At 39.2% G+C, this 19,387-nt stretch carries 13 protein-coding genes, 1 pseudogene and 1 riboswitch; of the genes and pseudogenes, 3 read left to right on the top strand and 11 right to left on the bottom strand.

Annotated features, from left to right (window positions below; translation table 11 throughout):
• Positions 1-71: 71 nt before the first annotated feature.
• Complete coding sequence (locus IEV52_RS10125) at positions 72-938, bottom strand: chemotaxis protein (protein ID WP_188402442.1); 867 nt, start codon at positions 936-938, stop codon at positions 72-74.
• Positions 939-1,036: 98 nt separating this feature from the next.
• Here IEV52_RS10125 and IEV52_RS10130 point away from each other — a divergent pair, with 98 nt between their 5' ends.
• The gene (locus IEV52_RS10130; protein WP_229754256.1) at positions 1,037-1,651 is read left to right on the top strand and encodes a DUF2238 domain-containing protein; all 615 of its coding nucleotides are present in this window, start codon (positions 1,037-1,039) and stop codon (positions 1,649-1,651) included.
• 93 nt (positions 1,652-1,744) lie between these two features.
• Complete coding sequence (locus tag IEV52_RS10135; RefSeq protein WP_229754257.1) at positions 1,745-2,050, top strand: hypothetical protein; 306 nt, start codon at positions 1,745-1,747, stop codon at positions 2,048-2,050.
• A 28-nt stretch (positions 2,051-2,078) separates the two neighbouring features.
• On the opposite strand, the gene IEV52_RS10140 is transcribed toward IEV52_RS10135, so the two are convergent.
• The 7 genes from IEV52_RS10140 to gltB all read right to left on the bottom strand — a co-directional run bounded on the left by IEV52_RS10140 (position 2,079) and on the right by gltB (position 13,177).
• Positions 2,079-2,885 carry an energy-coupling factor transporter transmembrane component T family protein gene (locus tag IEV52_RS10140; RefSeq protein ID WP_188402444.1) on the bottom strand — a complete coding sequence of 269 codons (807 nt, stop codon included), beginning with the start codon at positions 2,883-2,885 and terminating at the stop codon, positions 2,079-2,081.
• Entirely contained in the window at positions 2,869-4,317 is a 1,449-nt protein-coding gene (locus IEV52_RS10145) for an ABC transporter ATP-binding protein (RefSeq protein ID WP_188402445.1), read from the bottom strand. Before IEV52_RS10145 ends, IEV52_RS10140 begins: the two co-directional genes overlap by 17 nt.
• An 18-nt stretch (positions 4,318-4,335) precedes the next feature.
• Entirely contained in the window at positions 4,336-4,917 is a 582-nt protein-coding gene (locus IEV52_RS10150; protein WP_188402446.1) for an ECF transporter S component, read from the bottom strand.
• Positions 4,910-5,617, bottom strand: a complete 708-nt coding sequence (gene tenA / locus IEV52_RS10155) for a thiaminase II (RefSeq protein WP_188402447.1) — start codon at positions 5,615-5,617, stop codon at positions 4,910-4,912. The genes IEV52_RS10150 and tenA overlap by 8 nt, the downstream gene beginning before the upstream one ends.
• An 86-nt stretch (positions 5,618-5,703) precedes the next feature.
• A riboswitch (TPP riboswitch) is annotated at positions 5,704-5,811 on the bottom strand.
• 270 nt (positions 5,812-6,081) lie between these two features.
• The gene (locus IEV52_RS10160) at positions 6,082-7,011 is read right to left on the bottom strand and encodes a manganese-dependent inorganic pyrophosphatase (RefSeq protein WP_188402448.1); all 930 of its coding nucleotides are present in this window, start codon (positions 7,009-7,011) and stop codon (positions 6,082-6,084) included.
• 105 nt (positions 7,012-7,116) lie between these two features.
• The gene (locus IEV52_RS10165; protein WP_188402449.1) at positions 7,117-8,595 is read right to left on the bottom strand and encodes a glutamate synthase subunit beta; all 1,479 of its coding nucleotides are present in this window, start codon (positions 8,593-8,595) and stop codon (positions 7,117-7,119) included.
• Positions 8,596-8,620: 25 nt separating this feature from the next.
• Positions 8,621-13,177 (bottom strand): glutamate synthase large subunit, encoded by a 4,557-nt coding sequence (gene gltB, locus IEV52_RS10170; RefSeq protein ID WP_188402450.1) that lies wholly within the window; start codon positions 13,175-13,177, stop codon positions 8,621-8,623.
• Between the two features lie 138 nt (positions 13,178-13,315).
• Between gltB and gltC the strand changes: the two genes are divergently transcribed.
• Complete coding sequence (gene gltC / locus IEV52_RS10175; RefSeq protein ID WP_188402451.1) at positions 13,316-14,218, top strand: glutamate biosynthesis transcriptional regulator GltC; 903 nt, start codon at positions 13,316-13,318, stop codon at positions 14,216-14,218.
• A 358-nt stretch (positions 14,219-14,576) separates the two neighbouring features.
• On the opposite strand, the pseudogene IEV52_RS10180 reads toward gltC, so the two are convergent.
• The 3 genes and pseudogenes from IEV52_RS10180 to fdhF all read right to left on the bottom strand — a co-directional run bounded on the left by IEV52_RS10180 (position 14,577) and on the right by fdhF (position 19,352).
• Positions 14,577-15,835 (bottom strand): annotated as a pseudogene (locus IEV52_RS10180) (L-lactate MFS transporter).
• 24 nt (positions 15,836-15,859) lie between these two features.
• Positions 15,860-16,405: a helical membrane plugin domain-containing protein gene (locus IEV52_RS10185; protein ID WP_188402452.1), complete on the bottom strand. Its 546-nt coding sequence runs from the start codon at positions 16,403-16,405 to the stop codon at positions 15,860-15,862.
• The gene (fdhF, locus tag IEV52_RS10190; RefSeq protein ID WP_188402453.1) at positions 16,398-19,352 is read right to left on the bottom strand and encodes a formate dehydrogenase subunit alpha; all 2,955 of its coding nucleotides are present in this window, start codon (positions 19,350-19,352) and stop codon (positions 16,398-16,400) included. Before fdhF ends, IEV52_RS10185 begins: the two co-directional genes overlap by 8 nt.
• Positions 19,353-19,387: the final 35 nt, after the last annotated feature.

Consider the following 19,387-nt stretch of genomic DNA (forward strand, 5'->3'; position numbering starts at 1 on the left):
AATATTGAAAGTACGTCACCAACAGCCTGAATCCGGCTTTCTGGAACTTTTAGGAATTGCTATAAGACCTGTCATCTTAAATTTATATGTTTCCACGTTTCTGCTAATGTATCGCTGATCTCATTGATCACTTCTTTTGTATTAAAATAATAATTATGGGAAAGTGGTGTAATGCTGCTGATAAAGTTCCCGCTGTTCATCTCAACATCATCAGTTACTGCTTCCTTATAAGAATCATTCAGTGTTTTTAACGGATAACCGAACACATCATCTTTGTCATAGATATTGACCCATTTTCCTCGTACTTTAGGATATAATTTTTTAAAATAAGGTGATGGGACATGAATGGGCAAGTCAAAATCGGCATACCTTAGGCTCCACAAAGCAAGCGGACTACCTAAGGAATAAAAACCAGTCAATGTTTCTCCTCTTTCAAGCGGCGTTTCATTTATATTCTTCTTTATACCTTCAGGGATACGATCTCGAATATATTGCAGATCATAAAAGTAATTGCTTGTAATTACAGTTCCTAAACTATGTGCAATAACAAACAACGGAACATCTTCACCTGCTTTTTGACTTAATTTTTGAAGACCTTTTGCATACACTTCATGGACTTTTATATAATTTGGGTTGTAATTCACTGCTGGTTGATAGGCGATCGCATCACCAAAAAAGTGAATAACAAACTGCCTTAACTTTTTAAAGTCTAAGTTTGTTCCTTCAGTTAGTCTTTGCCACAGTACTTTTTCCTTTTCGTTAAAGACAATTCCCCAATAAATCGGCTGTATGATTAGTTCTTTTTCAGGTGTTGGATAGTAAGGTTTTATTTGTTGCGAAAAACGTTTTACTACCATCTCAGAAAACAGATCAGAAAAATCTTCCTTTTGATCTCCAATTCCATGAAGTATTGCTACAGCAATTTTCTTTGTCATCATGTTTTCACATCCTTTTTAATATTTAGGGGGATGAATAAAACAACGTATATGCCCCTTTAAAAACATCAATACTAAAGACAGATTGTGAGGGATCGTTATTGAAAAGAATTCATGTTTTTCTATTATTGGCTGTAACAGGATTTTTTGTATGGTCTTGCGTTAAGCCTGCATACTATCCTGTTTGGGTCTTAGAAGTCGGCCCATCTGTAATTGCATTAGTCATTGTTATTTATCTTTACAACAGGACAAGACTGACTACTCTTTCATACGTCATTATAGCCATATCGACAATACTAACTTTTATTGGGGGACATTACACGTATGATGATGTTCCGCTCTTTGACTGGCTGCAAAAAACATATGATCTAAAAAGAAACCATTACGATCGATTTGGTCATCTAATCAAAGGTTTACTATTTATTGTTTTTCGAGAAATTCTAATCATAAAGACAGCATTACCCGTTGGCAGATGGGTACAGTTTCTCGCATTCTGTATATCCTTATCTGTTGCAGCAATCTATGAGATTGTGGAATGGCTAGCAAGCAAAATCGGAAACCGCGAAACAAAGGATTTTATGGGAGCTCAAGGTGATATGTGGGATTCACAATGGGACATGTCCCTTACTCTTATAGGTTCAGTTCTGGCTTTAGTTCTATTAACACGGTGGCATAATCGGTTAATTGCTAACCTGAAAGAAAAAGATTGGTCTTGAATTAATATTTGATAACATCACCGTAAACCCTTTTTTTGTGTCTTTCCTCTTCTATAATTTTTAGACTTATGACAAATAATAGACAGAGGTGATATGATGCTGCGAAAGGTTTCTATACTCTGTATCTTCTTTATATCTGGGGTTCTTCTCTTTTTTACATGGTCCGGATATGTAGAGAGGGAATTTCATGTTGTTGAATATCGTGGTCAGGTGATTAAAAAACATAAAACGGAACATGTATTAGATATTGGAACTTCATTGCGTACTCAGCCGAGTTATAAAATTGTCTTTTCAAACGGCAAGGAGCTAGAGGTTCCTTACAGTGTTTATCAACAGATTAATAAAGGCAGATATACAGTGATAATGAAGCAAGAAGATCATATGGTTATCTCAAAATAAAAAGGCTTAACATGATTTGTTAAGCCTTTTAGTCATTTGAAAATCTTACATCTGTATCAGGCAATAATGGAAAATAGGTAGAGAACTTATAGCTTAGTGCTATCATGAGTATAAAGTAACTTAAAAATATAAAATCAAATTTTGTGAATCCCACATGATAATAAAAGGTTCTCTTCTTGGTTGAATCAAACCTTTTCGCTTCCATTGCAACTGCGATTCGAAATGCTCTGCGTATACTTTGGGATAACAAAGGGATTGCCAATGCGTGCATTCTGTGAATTTTTTCAATGATTTTCCCGCTTCTTTTCGCACCTCTAACTTTTTGAGCATTACGAATGGTATGAAACTCTTCTATCATGACAGGAATTAAACGAATAGCAGCCATAAAACTATAAGCATATTTAGACGGAAGTTTAAGCTGCTGCATCAAAGAATAGAAAAGTTTAACAGGTTTTGTCGTTAAGGCAAAAATTAGTCCAAGCATAGCAAAAGTTAGTGCTCTAAACCCTAAATGGATACCTCTTAGTAAGCTTTCTTCTGTAATATGCACATACCCCCATTTGAACAAAGTCGTTACTCCTTTTCCGAACAAAATCATCGAGGAAGATGTTGATACGAAAATAAGTATAAAAGGGAGTGAAAACAAAAGGATATGCTTTAATGAGTGACCTGTACCAAAAAGAAACAATAACAGGACAACTGATGAAAATGCGACCATAAGATTTAGTTGATGTATCGTGATTGCAAATATAAATAAACACGTAATCGTAAACAATTTTAACGATGGATTTATTTTGTGAAGCCAGGTCTCTCTTCCATTAAAGAATGTGTTCATACCATTTTTCCTCCGAAAGCTTGTTGTTGCCTATTTGACGATCTACCGCCACTTCACCATGTTTCACTTCCCATACCCTTGTTGCAAATTGCTGAACGATATTGGAATCATGGGTTACCATTATGATGATGGTTCCTTTTTGTCTTTCGTAATCTAACCATTCAAGGATCTTGAACGTATTTTGCGAATCTTGACCAAACGTTGGTTCATCAAGTAACAATACTTTTGGTTTTTGTACGAATGCCGAAGCAACACTTAATCGCCTTTTCTGTCCGACAGAAAGATGAAAAGGATGCTGATTTTGCTTATCTATTAGACCAAAGGTTGTAAGAACTTCCTCTGCTCGACCAGCTATCTCTAGGTCGTTATTTAATTCATACGTAACTTCACCGTATACTGAATTTGTAACAAATTGATATTCGGGATTTTGAAAAACTAAATAAACATTTCCATATAGGTCATTTATATTTTTAACCGTTTTTTCATTAATTTGATAGCTTCCAGCTGTCCTTAACAATTGCATTAAAGACAGCAACAGAGTGCTCTTACCTGCTCCGTTCTCCCCAACTACGGTTATCCATTCTCCTGATTGAACGGTTGTTCTTTCTAAGAATATCTTGATTTTCTTGTTATGAAACCCTTTAAAGTTCTCTACAAACAATGTGTTTTTTTGAATGATTTCGTTAGGAGTGGAAGGAGCTTTCTTATAATCTTTCCATGCACCAGGATACCAGATTCCGTACTGCTTCAATTCTTCTTTAAAATGAGAGAAAATATACGAAGGATCCCCATCCGCCAGAATTTCTCCTCCGGGAGTAAAAACAATAATACGGTCAACAAAATCAATGATCTGCTCAATCTTGTGCTCTACGATAATTAAGGTTTTGTTCTTCCAAATATTCTTCACAGTTTCCCATATTTGTTTTGTCCCCTTCTCATCTATGAGGGCAGTTGGTTCATCTAAAAAAATGACATCGGGATCTAGTGCCAACACAGATGAGATGGCTAACCGCTGTTTCATTCCGCCAGAGAGCGTTTTAATGGATGTGTGTATGTTATTGAGTTGTAATCCAACTGAATTTAAAAGCTCCTCGATTTTGCTTCTCATCTCTACTCTGGGTACTTGTAAGTTCTCCAGCACAAATGCAAGTTCTTCATCAGCATAAGGCATACAAAATTGTGTATCTGGATCTTGAAACACAAACCCCCATTTGTCGGGGATTTGTATCTCATCACTTTTGATGGGAATGTCAATAGAATTGGGAATCAATCCAGAGAGAACTTGTAGCAACGTGGACTTACCGCAACCAGAAGGACCAAGTAATAGTACTTTTTCTCCTTGTCGAATAGATACACTTAAGTCCTTAAACAATAATTTATCTTCATCTGGAAACTTTACTCTTAACTTTTTAACAGATGATACGTCATTCATTTAAGTTCACCACCTCAGTTATTGATTTAAAGCCTCATAATCTTCCTTAGATGAGGGGCGTACCAGTTTCGTAACACCAGTAGCTTCAAGTGCTTTAACAAGTGAAACAGCGAATAATCCTGTAAAGAGAATAGATCCAATAATCCTTAACGCAATAAACAAGGTCAGGTTCCAAGTGGTAAGGTCGCCTATATATCCTTTATAAAAGTCCATTATCAAGGATCCTACGCACGAGCTTATCCCTGCTAACGAGACAACGACCAAGTCAAAACGTTTATACCGAAAGGCTGCTATCGCACCTTCTGCAAACAACCCTTGTACAACACCGTATAATAATACCTCTAGACCGAATTCAGATCCCATTAAAAATTCCCCTGAGGATGCAGCAATTTCCGCTAAAAGAGCAACGCCTGGCTTGCGAATGATAAGGAAAGCAACTGTGGCAGCCATGAACCACATTCCATAGATCAACTGATCAATATGGAGTCCGAGTGGTTTAACTGCATAGTATAAAGGTCCCCAAATTTTATAGAGAATTCCAAACCCAATTGAAATGACAATAGTTACAAGAATATCAGTTAATTTTAATCCTCTAGACATTTTCAGCTTTCCTTTCTAATTCAGTCTGACTGGTTTCAACAGGCCATTTTTCTAACGTATAGGCCATTTCCCAGAATGAATATTCGTATTGACAGCTAATCAGGAAATGCTGTGTCATCTTTTTCTTTTCCTCTTCACTTGCTCTCTCTGCAAGTTGATCTAATCGATTGATCTGCTCCTGAACAAGTTGTGAAAACCACTCACCGCCATAAGCAGCAATCCACTCCTGATAGATGGGTTCTTGAGGTGTCGCTCCTTTAAACGTTTCTCCGATTTCTTGATAAATCCAATAACATGGAAGAATAGCAGCGATTATTTCTCCTAAGCTTCCAGACTCTGCGACTCTGTATAAATGTGAAGTGTAATGATAAGCAGTAGGAGCAGGCTGAAATGCTTCCAATTCTTCTTCTGATACTTGCAGCTGCTTGATAAATGTTTCATGCAGAGATAACTCTGCATCGTTAGTTCCTTGGGCATGTGCTGCCATTCTTGAAGTGGTGTGTAAATCTTCAGCTCTTGCAGCGCCCATCGCTTGGATTCTGGCAAAATGAGATAGATAGTATGAATCTTGTAAAACATAGTATTTGAAGCACTCTAAAGATAGATCACCTTTCGCGATCCCTTGCACAAAAGGATGTTGAAGATTTGCCTCCCAGATGGGATTGGCTTTTTCTCGCAGAACTTCTGTAAATGTTTTCATATAAATCCTCCTTTAATTTTTCCAACAAAAAAACCACTTTCAGCAAGAAAGTGGTTGTATAAGGAGAATTAATTCTATGAATAAACGTCTCCGCAACACCACTTCCCTACGCTGGTATAATCCAGATCAGGTTCTAAGAGTCTCAAAGTCACACTTCGATCTCAGCCTTATGAAAGGCACCCCTAGTGGTTTTAAATGATTTAGTTGGTTGTATGCTTTAAATAATAGCAGGCCATATTTAATTGTCAACCATTTTTGTGGATGTCTGAATCAGAGGACGAAAGGAATTTTTTACGTGATTCCCTGCTTTTTTCCGTGATTATGCTCCTTTTTTCCGTGAATTTACACCGTTTTCTGTGAAGACGGTCTCATATTTTTTAGGTTATTACCCCTGTTGTATTCCTGTAATAGAATATAAAAAAAGGCATACCTTTTTTCTTCAGGTACACCTTTTCAATCAAAAATTATTTGCTCATTGCTTCCGTTAACACCGGCACGATTTGCTTTTTACGAGAAACAACACCTTTTAATACAGCTGTGTTGTTTTCTAATTTAACATTGTACGCATCTTCAACAGATTGCGCTCTTTTCCCAAGTGCTAATGCTGTTGAGTCGTTTGTTAGGATGTCGGTTACGACGAACATAAACAGATCTAATCCTTTTTCGTCGATTACTTTTGAAATCGAACGCTCAAGGTCTTCCTGATGCTTCAATACATCATTTGCATCAACTGTATTAACTTGTGCTACCTCAACTTTGCTTGCTCCAATATTAAACTCTTTAGCATCTAGAGAAATAAGTTCTTCTACGGACTTGTCGCTTAGATCTGCTCCAGCTTTTAGCATTTCTAAGCCATACTTCTCAGCATCTACGCCTGCAATCTCAGCAAGTTCACGTGCCGCTTCAACATCTTCTTCTGTGCAAGTTGGTGATTTGAACAAAAGAGAATCAGAGATAATGGCAGAAAGCATTAGTCCAGCAATGTTCTTCTCTACTTCAATTCCTTTTTCTTTGTACATTTTGTTTAAAATAGTTGCTGTACAGCCAACAGGCTCAGCACGATAGTATAATGGATCACTTGTTTCAAAGTTTGCGATTCGGTGGTGATCAATAACTTCAAGTACACGAACTTTATCAATATCATTAGCACTTTGCTGACGCTCGTTATGGTCAACTAAAATAACAGTTTTTGTTTCAGCAGAAACATGTTCAACTAGACGTGGAAGTTCAGCTTTAAAGTAATCAAGAGCAAATTTTGTTTCACCATTGATTTCACCTAAGCGAACAGGTTCTACGTTTTGTCCCAATTTAGACTTGAGATCAGCGTAAACAATCGCTGACGTAATCGTGTCCGTATCTGGATTCTTGTGTCCAAAAATAAGTACTTTTTCCATGCTTCTACTCCTTATTCATAAAAAAATTATTTTGATAGCCAAGCCTTATTTTATCATATTTAAACAGCTTTTGGCTTTTAGAGTATTGTAGCATGGAAAAAAGCTTTAAGGCAAAACCGTGCTTCCCATCAATGACAGATCCACTTGGCGAGCACAATCACGACCTTCTTGAATGGCCCAGACGATCAAACTTTGTCCGCGTCTTGAATCACCAGCTGCAAAAACTCCATCGACATTTGTTCTGTAATCACCATGTTTAGCATCGATTCTATTGTTCTTTGAATCTACCCCGAATTTTTCCAGGACAGGATGCTCTGTTCCTACAAAACCAATCGCAATAAAAACTAAATCAGCTGGCCAAACTTTTTCTGTACCTGGGATTTCCTCAAATACGATATTACCTGCATCATCAGATGTTCTCTTCATTTGAATAGTATGAAGTTCTTTTATATTACCTTCTTCATCAGCAACGATTTTCTTAGTTTGTACAGAGTATTCTCTTGGATCATGACCGAATTGAGATGTTGCCTCTTCATAAGCATAGTCCATCGTAAAAATATTAGGTTGTTCAGGCCACATGTTTTCCTTGCTTCTTGCATTTGGCAGTTTAGGGTGTTTGCCAAATTGAACAACGCTTTTACATTTTTGACGGAGAGCCGTAGCTACACAATCCGCACCTGTGTCACCGCCGCCAATAACAATAACATCTTTGCCTTCTGCATCAATCAATGGTTCATTAACTTCAATATTTAACAATCGCTTCGTAGATTGTGTCAAATAGTTCATGGCAAAATGAACCCCTTTTGACTCTCTTCCCTCAAGTATTAGATCTCTTTGTTTTTGTGCACCTGTACAAAGAATAATGGAATCATATTGTTCTTTTAATTCTTCAGGTAAAATGTCCTTGCCGACTTCAGTGTTAAGAACAAAGTCAATTCCTTCTTGTCTTAAAAGCGTTATTCTTCTTTCAACAATTTCTTTATCAAGCTTCATATTTGGAATTCCGTAAGTCAAGAGTCCGCCTGCCCTATCAGATCTTTCATACACGGTGACTGAATGGCCGGCTTGGTTCAACTGATCTGCTGCTGCAAGTCCCGCTGGTCCTGAACCTACGATAGCCACACGTTTACCCGTTCGTTTCTGGGGAATTCTAGGCTGAATCCATCCGTTTTCAAAACCTTTATCTATAATCGCTCGCTCAATATTTTTAATGGTAACCGCTGGACCTGCAAGTTCGACCGTACAAGATCCTTCACATGGAGCCGGGCAAACCCTTCCAGTGAATTCAGGAAAATTGTTTGTTTTCATCAAACGATCAAGGGCTTCTTTCCATTTCCCTCGATAAACTAGATCGTTCCATTCAGGAATCAGATTGTTAATGGGGCAGCCAGCAGCTGCCCCGTTGATCTCCAGTCCGATATGGCAAAAAGGTGTACCGCAATCCATACATCTTGCACCTTGTCTTTTTAACATATCTTCAGGTTGTTTCTCTGTATACTCTTTCCAATCTTTAAGACGGTGGAGAGGTTTTCTCTCTATAGTTTCTTCGCGCGGGAATTCCAAAAATCCGGTAGGTTTGCCCATGTATAATCTCTCCTTTCAACACATCTTATTTTAGAATTAATTTTGTAGGTCCGGGTCTCCCAGCTGCCCTTTCGGAAACAGAACCTGCTTCAAAAGCATTCATGATCGCTTCTTGCTCGGTTAATCCAGCCTTTTTCTCTTCATCGATTCTCTTAATCATTTCTTTGTAATCTTTTGGGATCACTTTAACGAAATGAGACTGTGCGTTTTTCCAATCTTGTAAGATTGACGCAGCTTTCCTACTTTGTGTATATGAAAAATGATTGATGATAAGTTGTTTCACAGTTTCTGTTTCTTCTAGATCAATCAATCTTTCAAATTCAATGCCTTCTTTATTGCATAAACGCTTAAACAAAAGAGGTTGGTGAGTGTAAATATAAGCGATACCTCCGCTCATACCTGCAGCGAAATTCTTTCCAACCTCACCTAGAACCACTACACGGCCGCCTGTCATGTACTCACAGCCATGGTCGCCAATCCCTTCTACAACAATGTCAGCTCCACTGTTTCTAACGGCAAACCTTTCTCCTGCAAGACCGTTGATAAATGCTTCACCGCTCGTTGCCCCGTAAAAAGCGACGTTTCCGACGATTACATTATCATCTGCCAGGTATTCAGATGTCTTAGAAGGTGCAACGATCATCTTGCCTCCTGAGAGTCCTTTGCCAAAGTAGTCATTGCTATCTCCGTTCAGATACATAGTCATGCCTCGTGGAATGAAAGCTCCAAAGCTTTGACCAGCAGAGCCGGAAAAAGTGAGTGTTACAGTATCTTCAGGAAGTCCTTCCTCTCCAAATTGTTTTGTGATCTCACTGCCTGCAATCGTTCCAACGACACGGTTCGTATTTTTGATCGGAAGGTTCAATGAAACAGTTTTCTTTTCTTCCAGTGCAGGACCCAGCTGCGGAAGAATCTCCTTCATATCGAGTGACTCTTCGATCTTATGATTTTGCGAAGTCTGACGGGTTCGAACTCCATCAGGCTGATAGAGCAGTCTCGATAGATCAAGATGCTTTGCTTTCCAGTGGTTTTTTGCCTTCTCTCCCACTGTTAAAACATCAGTGCGTCCTACCATTTCTTCCATTGTTCTAAAACCTAATTCAGCCATGATCTCACGGATTTCTTCTGCAACAAATCTCATGTAATTTACTACATGATCTGGGTCGCCCATAAACTTCTTTCTTAGCTCCGGATTTTGTGTTGCCACTCCTACAGGACAAGTATCCAAATGACAAGCACGCATCATCACGCAACCTAATACTACGAGAGGAGCAGTTGCGAAGCCGTATTCTTCAGCGCCTAATAAAGCGGCAAGCACAACATCTTTTCCTGTCATGAGCTTTCCGTCAGTCTCAAGCGTTACACGTTCACGTAATCCATTAAGCATCAGAGTTTGGTGAGTTTCAGCTAGACCAAGCTCCCATGGAAGTCCAGTGTGCTTGATACTTGTTTTTGGTGAGGCACCAGTTCCGCCATCATAACCACTGATCACAATAACATCTGCTGCACCTTTTGCAACACCAGCTGCAATCGTACCAACGCCTGATTTTGCAACTAGTTTTACGCTGATTCTTGCGTCTCGGTTTGCATTTTTTAAGTCATGGATCAATTGAGCCATATCTTCAATGGAATAGATATCATGATGCGGCGGAGGTGAAATAAGACCAACGCCTGGTGTCGATCCGCGAACATCCGCAACCGAAGGGTATACTTTGTTCCCAGGAAGCTGTCCGCCTTCTCCCGGTTTAGCACCTTGTGCCATTTTGATCTGAAGTTCATCAGCATTTACGAGATAATGGCTTTTTACTCCAAATCTGCCTGATGCTACTTGTTTGATGCTGCTTCTTCTGTTATTTCCGAGTTCGTCAGGAATAAATCGTGCAGGATCTTCCCCGCCTTCTCCGCTGTTGCTTTTTCCGCCTAAACGGTTCATCGCAATAGCTAGTGATTCGTGTGCTTCTTGACTTAATGATCCAAAAGACATAGCTCCAGTTTTGAATCGCTTTACAATATCTTGAACGGATTCAACTTCTTCTAAAGGAATGCTTTTTGATTTTGAGTTAAATGAGAAGAGGTTCCTTAAAAAGGTTGTTCGCTCTTCATCTGCAAGCTTTGAAAATGTCTTAAATAGTGAATAGTCATTCTTTCGGCAAGCCCATTGCAAGGTATGGATCGTTTTTGGATTAAAAGCATGATGTTCGCCAGACTTTCGCCACTGAAAGTCGCTGCCTGAATCCAATGTATCTTCAATTGCATCTGTGTAACCCTGCTGGTGTCTTAATCGAGCTTCTTTTTCAATTTCAGCAAGTGTTATTCCATCAATTTGTGAGGCTGTAGCGGTAAAATAACGGTCAATTACTTCTTTGCCAATTCCCACCGCTTCATAAATTTGGGCGCCTCGGTAGCTTTGAACGGTTGAGATTCCCATTTTAGACATCACTTTAACAATTCCATCAGTGATCCCTTTTTTGTATTTCATAATTGTCTTGGTAAGTGACAAATGAATATGTTCTTCCTGGATTGCTTCTTCGAATGTTTTGTATGTTAGATAGGGATAGATGGCATCTGCTCCATATCCAATTAAAGCTGCAAAATGGTGCACTTCCCTTACCTCACCTGCTTCTACAATCAAACTGACTTTTGTACGCAGCCCCTTATTAACTAGATGATGGTGTAAAGAACTTACAGCAAGCAGGATAGGGATAGGTATTCCTGTTTCGCTCATTTCTCGATCGGTTAAGATTAATAGACTTGCTCCCTCAGAAATCACTTCTTCTGCTTTTTGGAATAGAGAATTTAAACCACTTTTCAAATCTTCTGTAAATAGAGTGTGCAAAGTAGCTGTCTTAAAATCGGAAATATTGATTTCTTTAATTTGCTTAAATTCATTCGTAGTTAGAACTGGCGAATTCAGTTGTATTCTTTTTGCATTTTGTGGACCCGGGTGCAAAAGATTTCCTTCTGCTCCAAGCAGGGTCATCGTTGAAGTGACTACTTTCTCACGGATCGCATCGATTGGCGGATTCGTCACTTGTGCAAATAGTTGTTTGAAGTAATTGAATAAAGACTGAGGATTATCCGATAAAACGGCCAATGGTGTGTCGTTCCCCATCGAACCGATTGGATCCTTGCCTTCTGTAATAACAGGAATTAAATACTTATGGATATCTTCATAGGTATATCCAAATGATCTTTGCATGTTTCTGATATTTTCTAACTGAACACTTGTCTCTTCCCCTTCTTGATTAAGATGGTGAAGTCCATTTGTCAGCCACACATCATAAGGATGCTCACTTGCCATTTCTGTTTTAATCTCATTGTCAGTGATAATACGTCCTTCTTCTAAATCAATAAGAAGCATTCGTCCAGGACTTAATCGTTCCTTGTATAGAACGTTCTCTTCCTCAACATCTATTACGCCAACTTCAGATGAAAAGATGATATAGTCATCCTTTGTTACGTAATATCTGGCAGGTCGTAACCCGTTTCGATCCAAAATTGCGCCTATCTGTCTGCCATTTGTAAACGAGATCGCTGTTGGACCATCCCATGGCTCCATTAAGCAGCTATGATATTCATAAAAAGCTCTTCTTTCTTCTTCCAGGTGAGGATTCTCACTCCAAGGTTCAGGGATCAGCATCATTGCAGTATGGGATGGCTTTCTACCTGCAAGTACAAAGAACTCGAATGCCTGATCCAATATGGAGGAGTCACTTCCATCAGCGTCTAAGATTGGGAGCAATTTATGAATGTCTTCTCCAAACGCTTCAGATACAAACTGTTTTTCACGTGCTTTCATCCAGTTCATATTGCCATGCAGCGTATTGATTTCACCGTTATGAATAATGTAACGGTTCGGATGAGCACGCTCCCAAGTCGGAAACGTATTCGTGCTAAAACGGGAATGCACTAAAGCGAAAGGGGACACGAAATCCTCATCCTGCAAGTCCAGATAAAAGTTGTCTACTTGTTCTGGTGTTAAAAGCCCTTTATAGACAATAGTTTGTGAAGATAAACTTGCAAAATACGTTTGTAGTCCATGTTCTCTTGCCCAATGTTCTGCTTGTTTACGAATTACAAAAAGTTTCCGTTCAAATACTAGATCGTCAGTGATAGAATCATTGCAAGCAATGAAGACTTGTTTAATTACTGGACAAGTCTCCTGAGCCTTTTCGCCAATCTTATCCACATTAACTGGAACAGTTCTCCAGCCTAGCAAATTTTGTTGTTCTTGTTCAATATAACTATTAATCTGATTTTCAAGTTTTTCTTGAGCCGCTTCATCATTTGGGAAAAAAATCATTCCAACACCATATCGTCCTTTTTCAGGTAAAGGAAAGTTTGTTACCTTTTTAAAAAAATGATGAGGAATTTTAGTCATTAAGCCTGCTCCATCACCAGTATGAGGATCACTTCCTTGTCCTCCACGGTGATCAAGCTGGCATAGCATATGAAGTCCTTTTTTTACAATCTGATGGGTAGCATGCCCTTTTAAATGAGCATATAGACCAATTCCACAAGCATCATGTTCATTTTTCGGACTATATAACCCTTGTGGTGCTGGAAATTGACTGTAGGTCATTATTTACTCCCCCTTAACGTTTTCAACAAAATGTTCAAAACTTTCTTTCATTTAGTTTAGGTTTTATAATTAATCGAAACAATATATAATTTAGATTAAAACTATCTCAAATTGAGAACGATTGGTTGTGACAACAAAATGGAGATTAGACAATTACAGTATTTTATCGAGGTAGCTGAACGTGAACATGTATCTGAAGCAGCTCTGGCACTGCATGTTGCACAATCTGCTGTAAGTCGTCAGATAGCCAACCTAGAGTCGGAATTAGGAGTAGAACTATTTGAACGGGAAGGCAGAAATATTAAACTCTCTCCAGTAGGAAGGCTGTTTTTAACACACGCTAAGACGGCAATGAAAGCGATCGAACATGCTAAAAAACAGATTGATGAATATCTGGACCCTGAAAGAGGTACGATCAAGATTGGATTTCCTACAAGTTTAGCAGGTCACCTTCTGCCTACAGTTGTTTCAGCATTCAAACGGGAGCATCCAAATATTGCTTTCCATTTAAGACAAGGATCATATCGCTTCTTAACGGAAAGTGTAAAAAGCGGTGATATTGATCTTGCTTTTCTAGGACCCGTTCCAGCAAACGATCCTGATATAGAAGGCCATATACTCTTCACAGAGAAAATTTCTGCGTTATTGCCTGAACAACATGATTTATCCGAAAAAAGAAGTTTGTTATTAAGTGATTTAAGAAATGATAATTTTGTTCTATTTCCTGATGGGTATATCTTACGAGATGTAGTTGTGAATGCTTGTAAAGAATCAGGCTTCATCCCTAAGATTGCCTGTGAAGGTGAAGACTTAGATGCAATAAAAGGCCTAGTGACTGCAGGTATGGGTGTTACACTTTTACCCGATAGTTCGTTTTATGAAACGAAACCTCGATTCACAGTGAAAATACCGGTTGAAATTCCTGATGTTAAGCGTACTGTTGGGATTATTACACCGAGGAGCCGTGAATTAGCTCCCGCCGAACAAGTATTTTATGAATTTGTCATTAAATTTTTCTCAGTGCTTGAGCAATACCAATAAATGAGGTTGTTTTACAAAAAGTCAACATTACCCTTTTTGTAGAATCCGCAGATTTTAGTTGGTGATTTTGGGGCGTGTACGTTTGGAGTGAACAAAATTGGGTTTGCTTTAACTTTTCAGTGATAGATGCAATTTTTTCCGTGATCACTCATCATTTTTCCGTGATTCATGCCAAACGTGTCCATACTACGGAAAATCACCTCAAATATCCTCGCTAAAAAAAAGCTTGGCACAACGCCAAGCTTCTTGTTTATTCTACATTTAATTCATTGAATATTGTTCTGTTGGTTAATGGTGTTTAATAATGGAACGAACCGTTCGATCCAGATGGGAATACTAAGGGAGAGTTCTTTTGAAATTAACTAGGCACATGAGACTGGCCGCTATCCTTTCTGATATTTCGTATATTAATACGAATTAGTAATGAGATGGAAAGTGCGACTACAAATGCTCCTGTAAAGATATAGAGTGTTAACGAATAGCTGTTTGTTGATTCGCGAATCCATGAAACCACGAGCGGTCCAACAAGGCCCGCAGCAGCCCAAGCTGTTAAGATATAACCGTGAATCGCCCCCAGCTGTTTCGTTCCAAAAAGATCACCGATATATGCCGGGATTGAGGCAAATCCTCCACCATAACAAGTTAGGATCACATACACTAGTAACTGAAAGAAAAAAGCGTTAGTCACATTCGGTAATAACAAAAAGGCTACCGTTTGTAATACAAAGAACGTAGTATATACATTTGGCCGGCCAATATAATCAGAGACAGAAGCCCATCCTATTCGGCCAAATCCATTAAATAATCCCATTATGCCTACCATTGTGGCCGCAGCACCTGCACTTAAGCCAGCAATATCCTGTGCCATCGGAGACGCTACTGAAATGATCGCGATTCCGCACGTTACATTAATAAAAAGCATGGTCCACAGCGCCCAGAAGCGAATGGTTTTCACTGCTTCGTTTGCTGTTAATTGTGCAAGGTCCTTCGTTTGTTTTTCATTCTTATCGTTTTCTTCCCTCATCCCTTCAGGCTTCCAGTCTTTAGGGGGTGGAGATAGATAAATGGAAGAAAGAAACATTATGACGAAGTAAACAGCTCCTAATAAATAGAATGTGTTTGAGATTCCGATACCAGATATCAATCTTGCAATGACAGGGCTCGCAATAAGGGAAGCGAATCCGAAACCCATTATGGCAAGTCCTGTTGCTAGGCCTCTTCTATCTGGAAACCACTTCACTAGTGAAGAAACGGGAGTAATATAGCCGATGCCAAGTCCGATTCCTCCCAAAGTTCCATAGAAAAAGTAAAGCAAATACATTGAACCGATACGATCAGCAAAACCTGCTCCCAATAGTCAACACCAAAACAAATTGAAGCGATGAAACCTGAGGTGCGTGGTCCAAAACGTTCTACAAAATGCCCCATAAAAGCTGCTGATAGACCTAAAAACAAGATTGCAATGCTGAATGTTAATGAAATCTCACTTAGTCCCCAATCATGCTTTTCGCGGAGGGGATTCGTAAATACACTCCAGGAATAAACCGAACCAATGGAAATGTGTATCCCTACAGCAGCTGCAGCAATTAACCAGCGGTTCTTTACCTTATTTGCCATCCTTTTTTCTCCTCTGTACAATTTTTACTCTAACGTTTTATCTTTAGTCTGATTAACGCGCTTTTGAGGTGTATCTTGGGTGGTTTTCTCATATGGTTCTGTTTCTTGTCCCATCCCTTTTAAGAACTGCATTAATATCGTTACGGCTTTATTAATTTCAGGATCTTTTAAGGAGCGAACAAGATCAAAGTAACTTGTTTTCTCTTCTGTATCTTTGTATTCTGCAACACGAGCAATACCTGCATCGATCTTTAATAAAAAAGGTTCAAGCTGTTTCACGTTAATCATGCCAAGTGTTCCAAGAAGCAGTAATAAGTTTTTCAAAGTATTTGTATTCTCGGGTTTGTCCATTGCTTTAACGGCAATATCCAGCACTTTGTCACCTTGACCAAATAAACCGTTCAACAGTGCAAGAAGGCCCTTGTCTTGCATATGATTCATAATCTCCAGTGTTTGCAAGATCGCTGTCTTGTTGTGTATCAGTGCATCTTCTACCTCTCTTAAATCGTGGGAACGTTTTTCTTCTTCGGTTAACGTTAGTTTATGAACTTTATTGATTGCTTTAGCCATGTTGATTTCGCTCCTTTTTTACAACATCCCCAGGAAAGATGTAATCTTTTCTTGCCCATTTCTTCTCAACTGCAACTCCAATTTGCGGCTGCGGATTCCCGTAGCGGAAGTTTGTCTTTGGAAGCGGATTAACTCCTTCTTCTTTCAGGACCTCAAGCTTGGCACTTGTCTCTTTATAAGCAGGAGTATCTGTATCTTTATCTGAATAACTGCTGGTCAATAAATTGATAGCTGCTTCACCGCTATCATTCATCGGCAGATAAACTTCTTTGCCTTTTACTCTCTCTGTGATTAGACAATGCACTTTTACACTTCCATATGGCGAAGATAATCTTACTAGAGTGCCGTCTTTCAGCCCTCTTTCATTGGCAAGTTCATGTGAAACTTCTAAAAAAGTATTAGGAGTCTTAGAGGTGATCCCTTCTGATCGATAGGTCATGTTCCCTTCATGAAAGTGTTCCAGCAGTCTTCCATTGTTCACATGTATGTCGTACTCTTCCCCGAACTCCTTTGGTTCTGTCCAATCTACAGGGAACAGCCTAGCCTTTTTATCTTCGAATGGAAAACCATCTGTAAAGAGGATAGGAGTATCAGTACCATCTTCTGCAACAGGCCATTGAAGACTATTGTAACCTTCTAATCTTTCATAAGACACTCCTGCAAAAAGAGGTGCCAATTGAGCAGCTTCCGTCATAATGTCACTAGGGTGAGTATATTCCCATCCTGCTCCTAAATGATTTGCAATATCCCGGATGATTTCCCAATCAGGTTTGGAATCACCTAGCGGTTCCAAGACTTGATAAAGACGCTGTATTCTTCTTTCAGTGTTTGTAAATGTTCCTTCCTTTTCTAGACTTGGACTTGCAGGCAACACCACATCAGCAAACTGAGCAGTCCGAGTTAAAAACAAGTCCTGCACCACGAAAAAGTCTAGTTTCTCGTATGCGGCATGAACATGGTTAATGTTTGAGTCAACAATGCCCATGTCCTCACCTTTTAAGTACATCGCCTTGACATGTCCATCATGTATGCCCTGAACCATTTCGTGATTGTTCAGTCCTGGTTCTTCAGGGATTTTTACACCCCATGCTTGTTCATATTTCGCTCTTACTTTTTCGTCAGCCACTTTTTCATAAGAAGGCAACCGATCCGGCATACTTCCAAAGTCACTAGCACCTTGAACGTTGTTGTGTCCACGAAGCGGATATGAACCTACACCTGGACGTCCATAGTTTCCTGTTACCAGCAGTAGATTTGATATGGCTGTACTTGTGTCACTGCCACCCATATGCTGCGTAACACCCATTGCCCAAAGTACACATACACTTTTTGATTGTGAGATGGTTTCAGCTACTTGTATAAGTGTTTCTTTGGAAAGTCCTGTTGCACTGACTGCAAAATCTAATGTGAACTTTTCAAGATTCTGTTTGAACATCTCTAAACCATTTACATTTTTTTGAAGGAAGTCGTAATCAGCCAATCCCTCATCTAAAATGTATTTGGTGACCGCAGATAGCCAGACCAAATCTGAACCTGCTCGCGGCTGAATAAACAGATCGGCCCTGTCAGCCATTTCATGTTTTCGAAGATCAGCTACGATTAGTTTTTGATTGTGCAGTTTATGAGAACGTTTAACTCGAGTAGCTAATACAGGATGTGATTCAGATGTGTTCGATCCGATTACGATAACGAGCTCTGACTTTTCAATGTCTTTTATGGAGCCAGAGTCTCCGCCGTGTCCTACCGTTCTGAATAAACCCATCGTCGCTGGAGTTTGGCAATAGCGGGAACAGTTATCGATGTTGTTCGTTCCGATTACACCACGAGCTAATTTTTGCATCAAGTAAGATTCTTCATTTGTGCATTTAGATGAACTGATAAAGGTTAATGCCTGTGATCCATGTTGTTGTTTAATGTCAGTAAACTTAGAAGCGATTAGGTTATAAGCTTCTTCCCATGAAGCTTCTCTAAAAGCATCACCTTCCCGGATTAAAGGTTTAGTTAAGCGTTCATCACTGTTAACGAAATCCCAGCCGAATTTACCTTTAATACAAGTGGAAATTCCATTTGCAGGTGCTTCAATCTGCGGATCTACCTTAAGGATCTCCCTGCCTTTTGTCCATACATCGAAACTGCATCCTACACCGCAATATGTGCACACCGTCTTTGTTTTTTTAATTCTTTGTTGCCGCATGGCCGCTTCCATATCTGAAATCGCTAGTATCGAACCATATCCTGTTTCGACGCTTTTAGTAATCTCAATCATTGGGCGAAGGGTTTCACGGTTTATGCCTGTCATATAACCGGCTTCCCCTTCCATACCCTTTTCCATCATGGCATTACATGGACATACCGTGGAACAGTGTCCACATGATACACATGAAGACTCATTGATTGGAACATCTTTATCCCAGATCACACGTGGTCTTTCACGTTCCCAATCTATTGAAAGTGTCTCAGTTACCTGAACATCTTGACAGGCTTCCACACATCGGCCGCATAATATACATTGATCCGGATCGTATCTGTAAAAAGGATTAGATTGATCGACAGCATACGGTTTATGATCAAATGGAATGCTTTGATGGTTAATTTTCATTTCTTTTACCGTGTTATGTACTTCGCATCCCCCATTGTTGTAATCACAAACCGTACAATAGAGCTCATGGTTAAAAAGGATACGATCCATACCGATAACTTGAGCTTCCTTCACTTCGTCTGAACTTGTATCAATAACGTCTCCTTCATGAACAGTAGTTGAACAGGCTCTAACAAATTCTCCATTTACTTTTACGATACAAGTATCACACGTTTCGAGCGGGCCAAGGCTAGGATGATAACAAACATGGGGTACCTGATCAGGACGATCGGCAAGCATATTTAGAATAGTCTGTTCTTTGTTAGCCTTAACTTCTGTTCCATTTACCTTAATATTGAAATCTGACAAATGATCTTCACCCTTTCATAAAGAAATTAACTTAC

Origin of the sequence: Fictibacillus barbaricus, from assembly GCF_014635025.1 — a bacterium.
GTDB classification, from domain to species: Bacteria; Bacillota; Bacilli; order Bacillales; family Fictibacillaceae; genus Fictibacillus; species Fictibacillus barbaricus.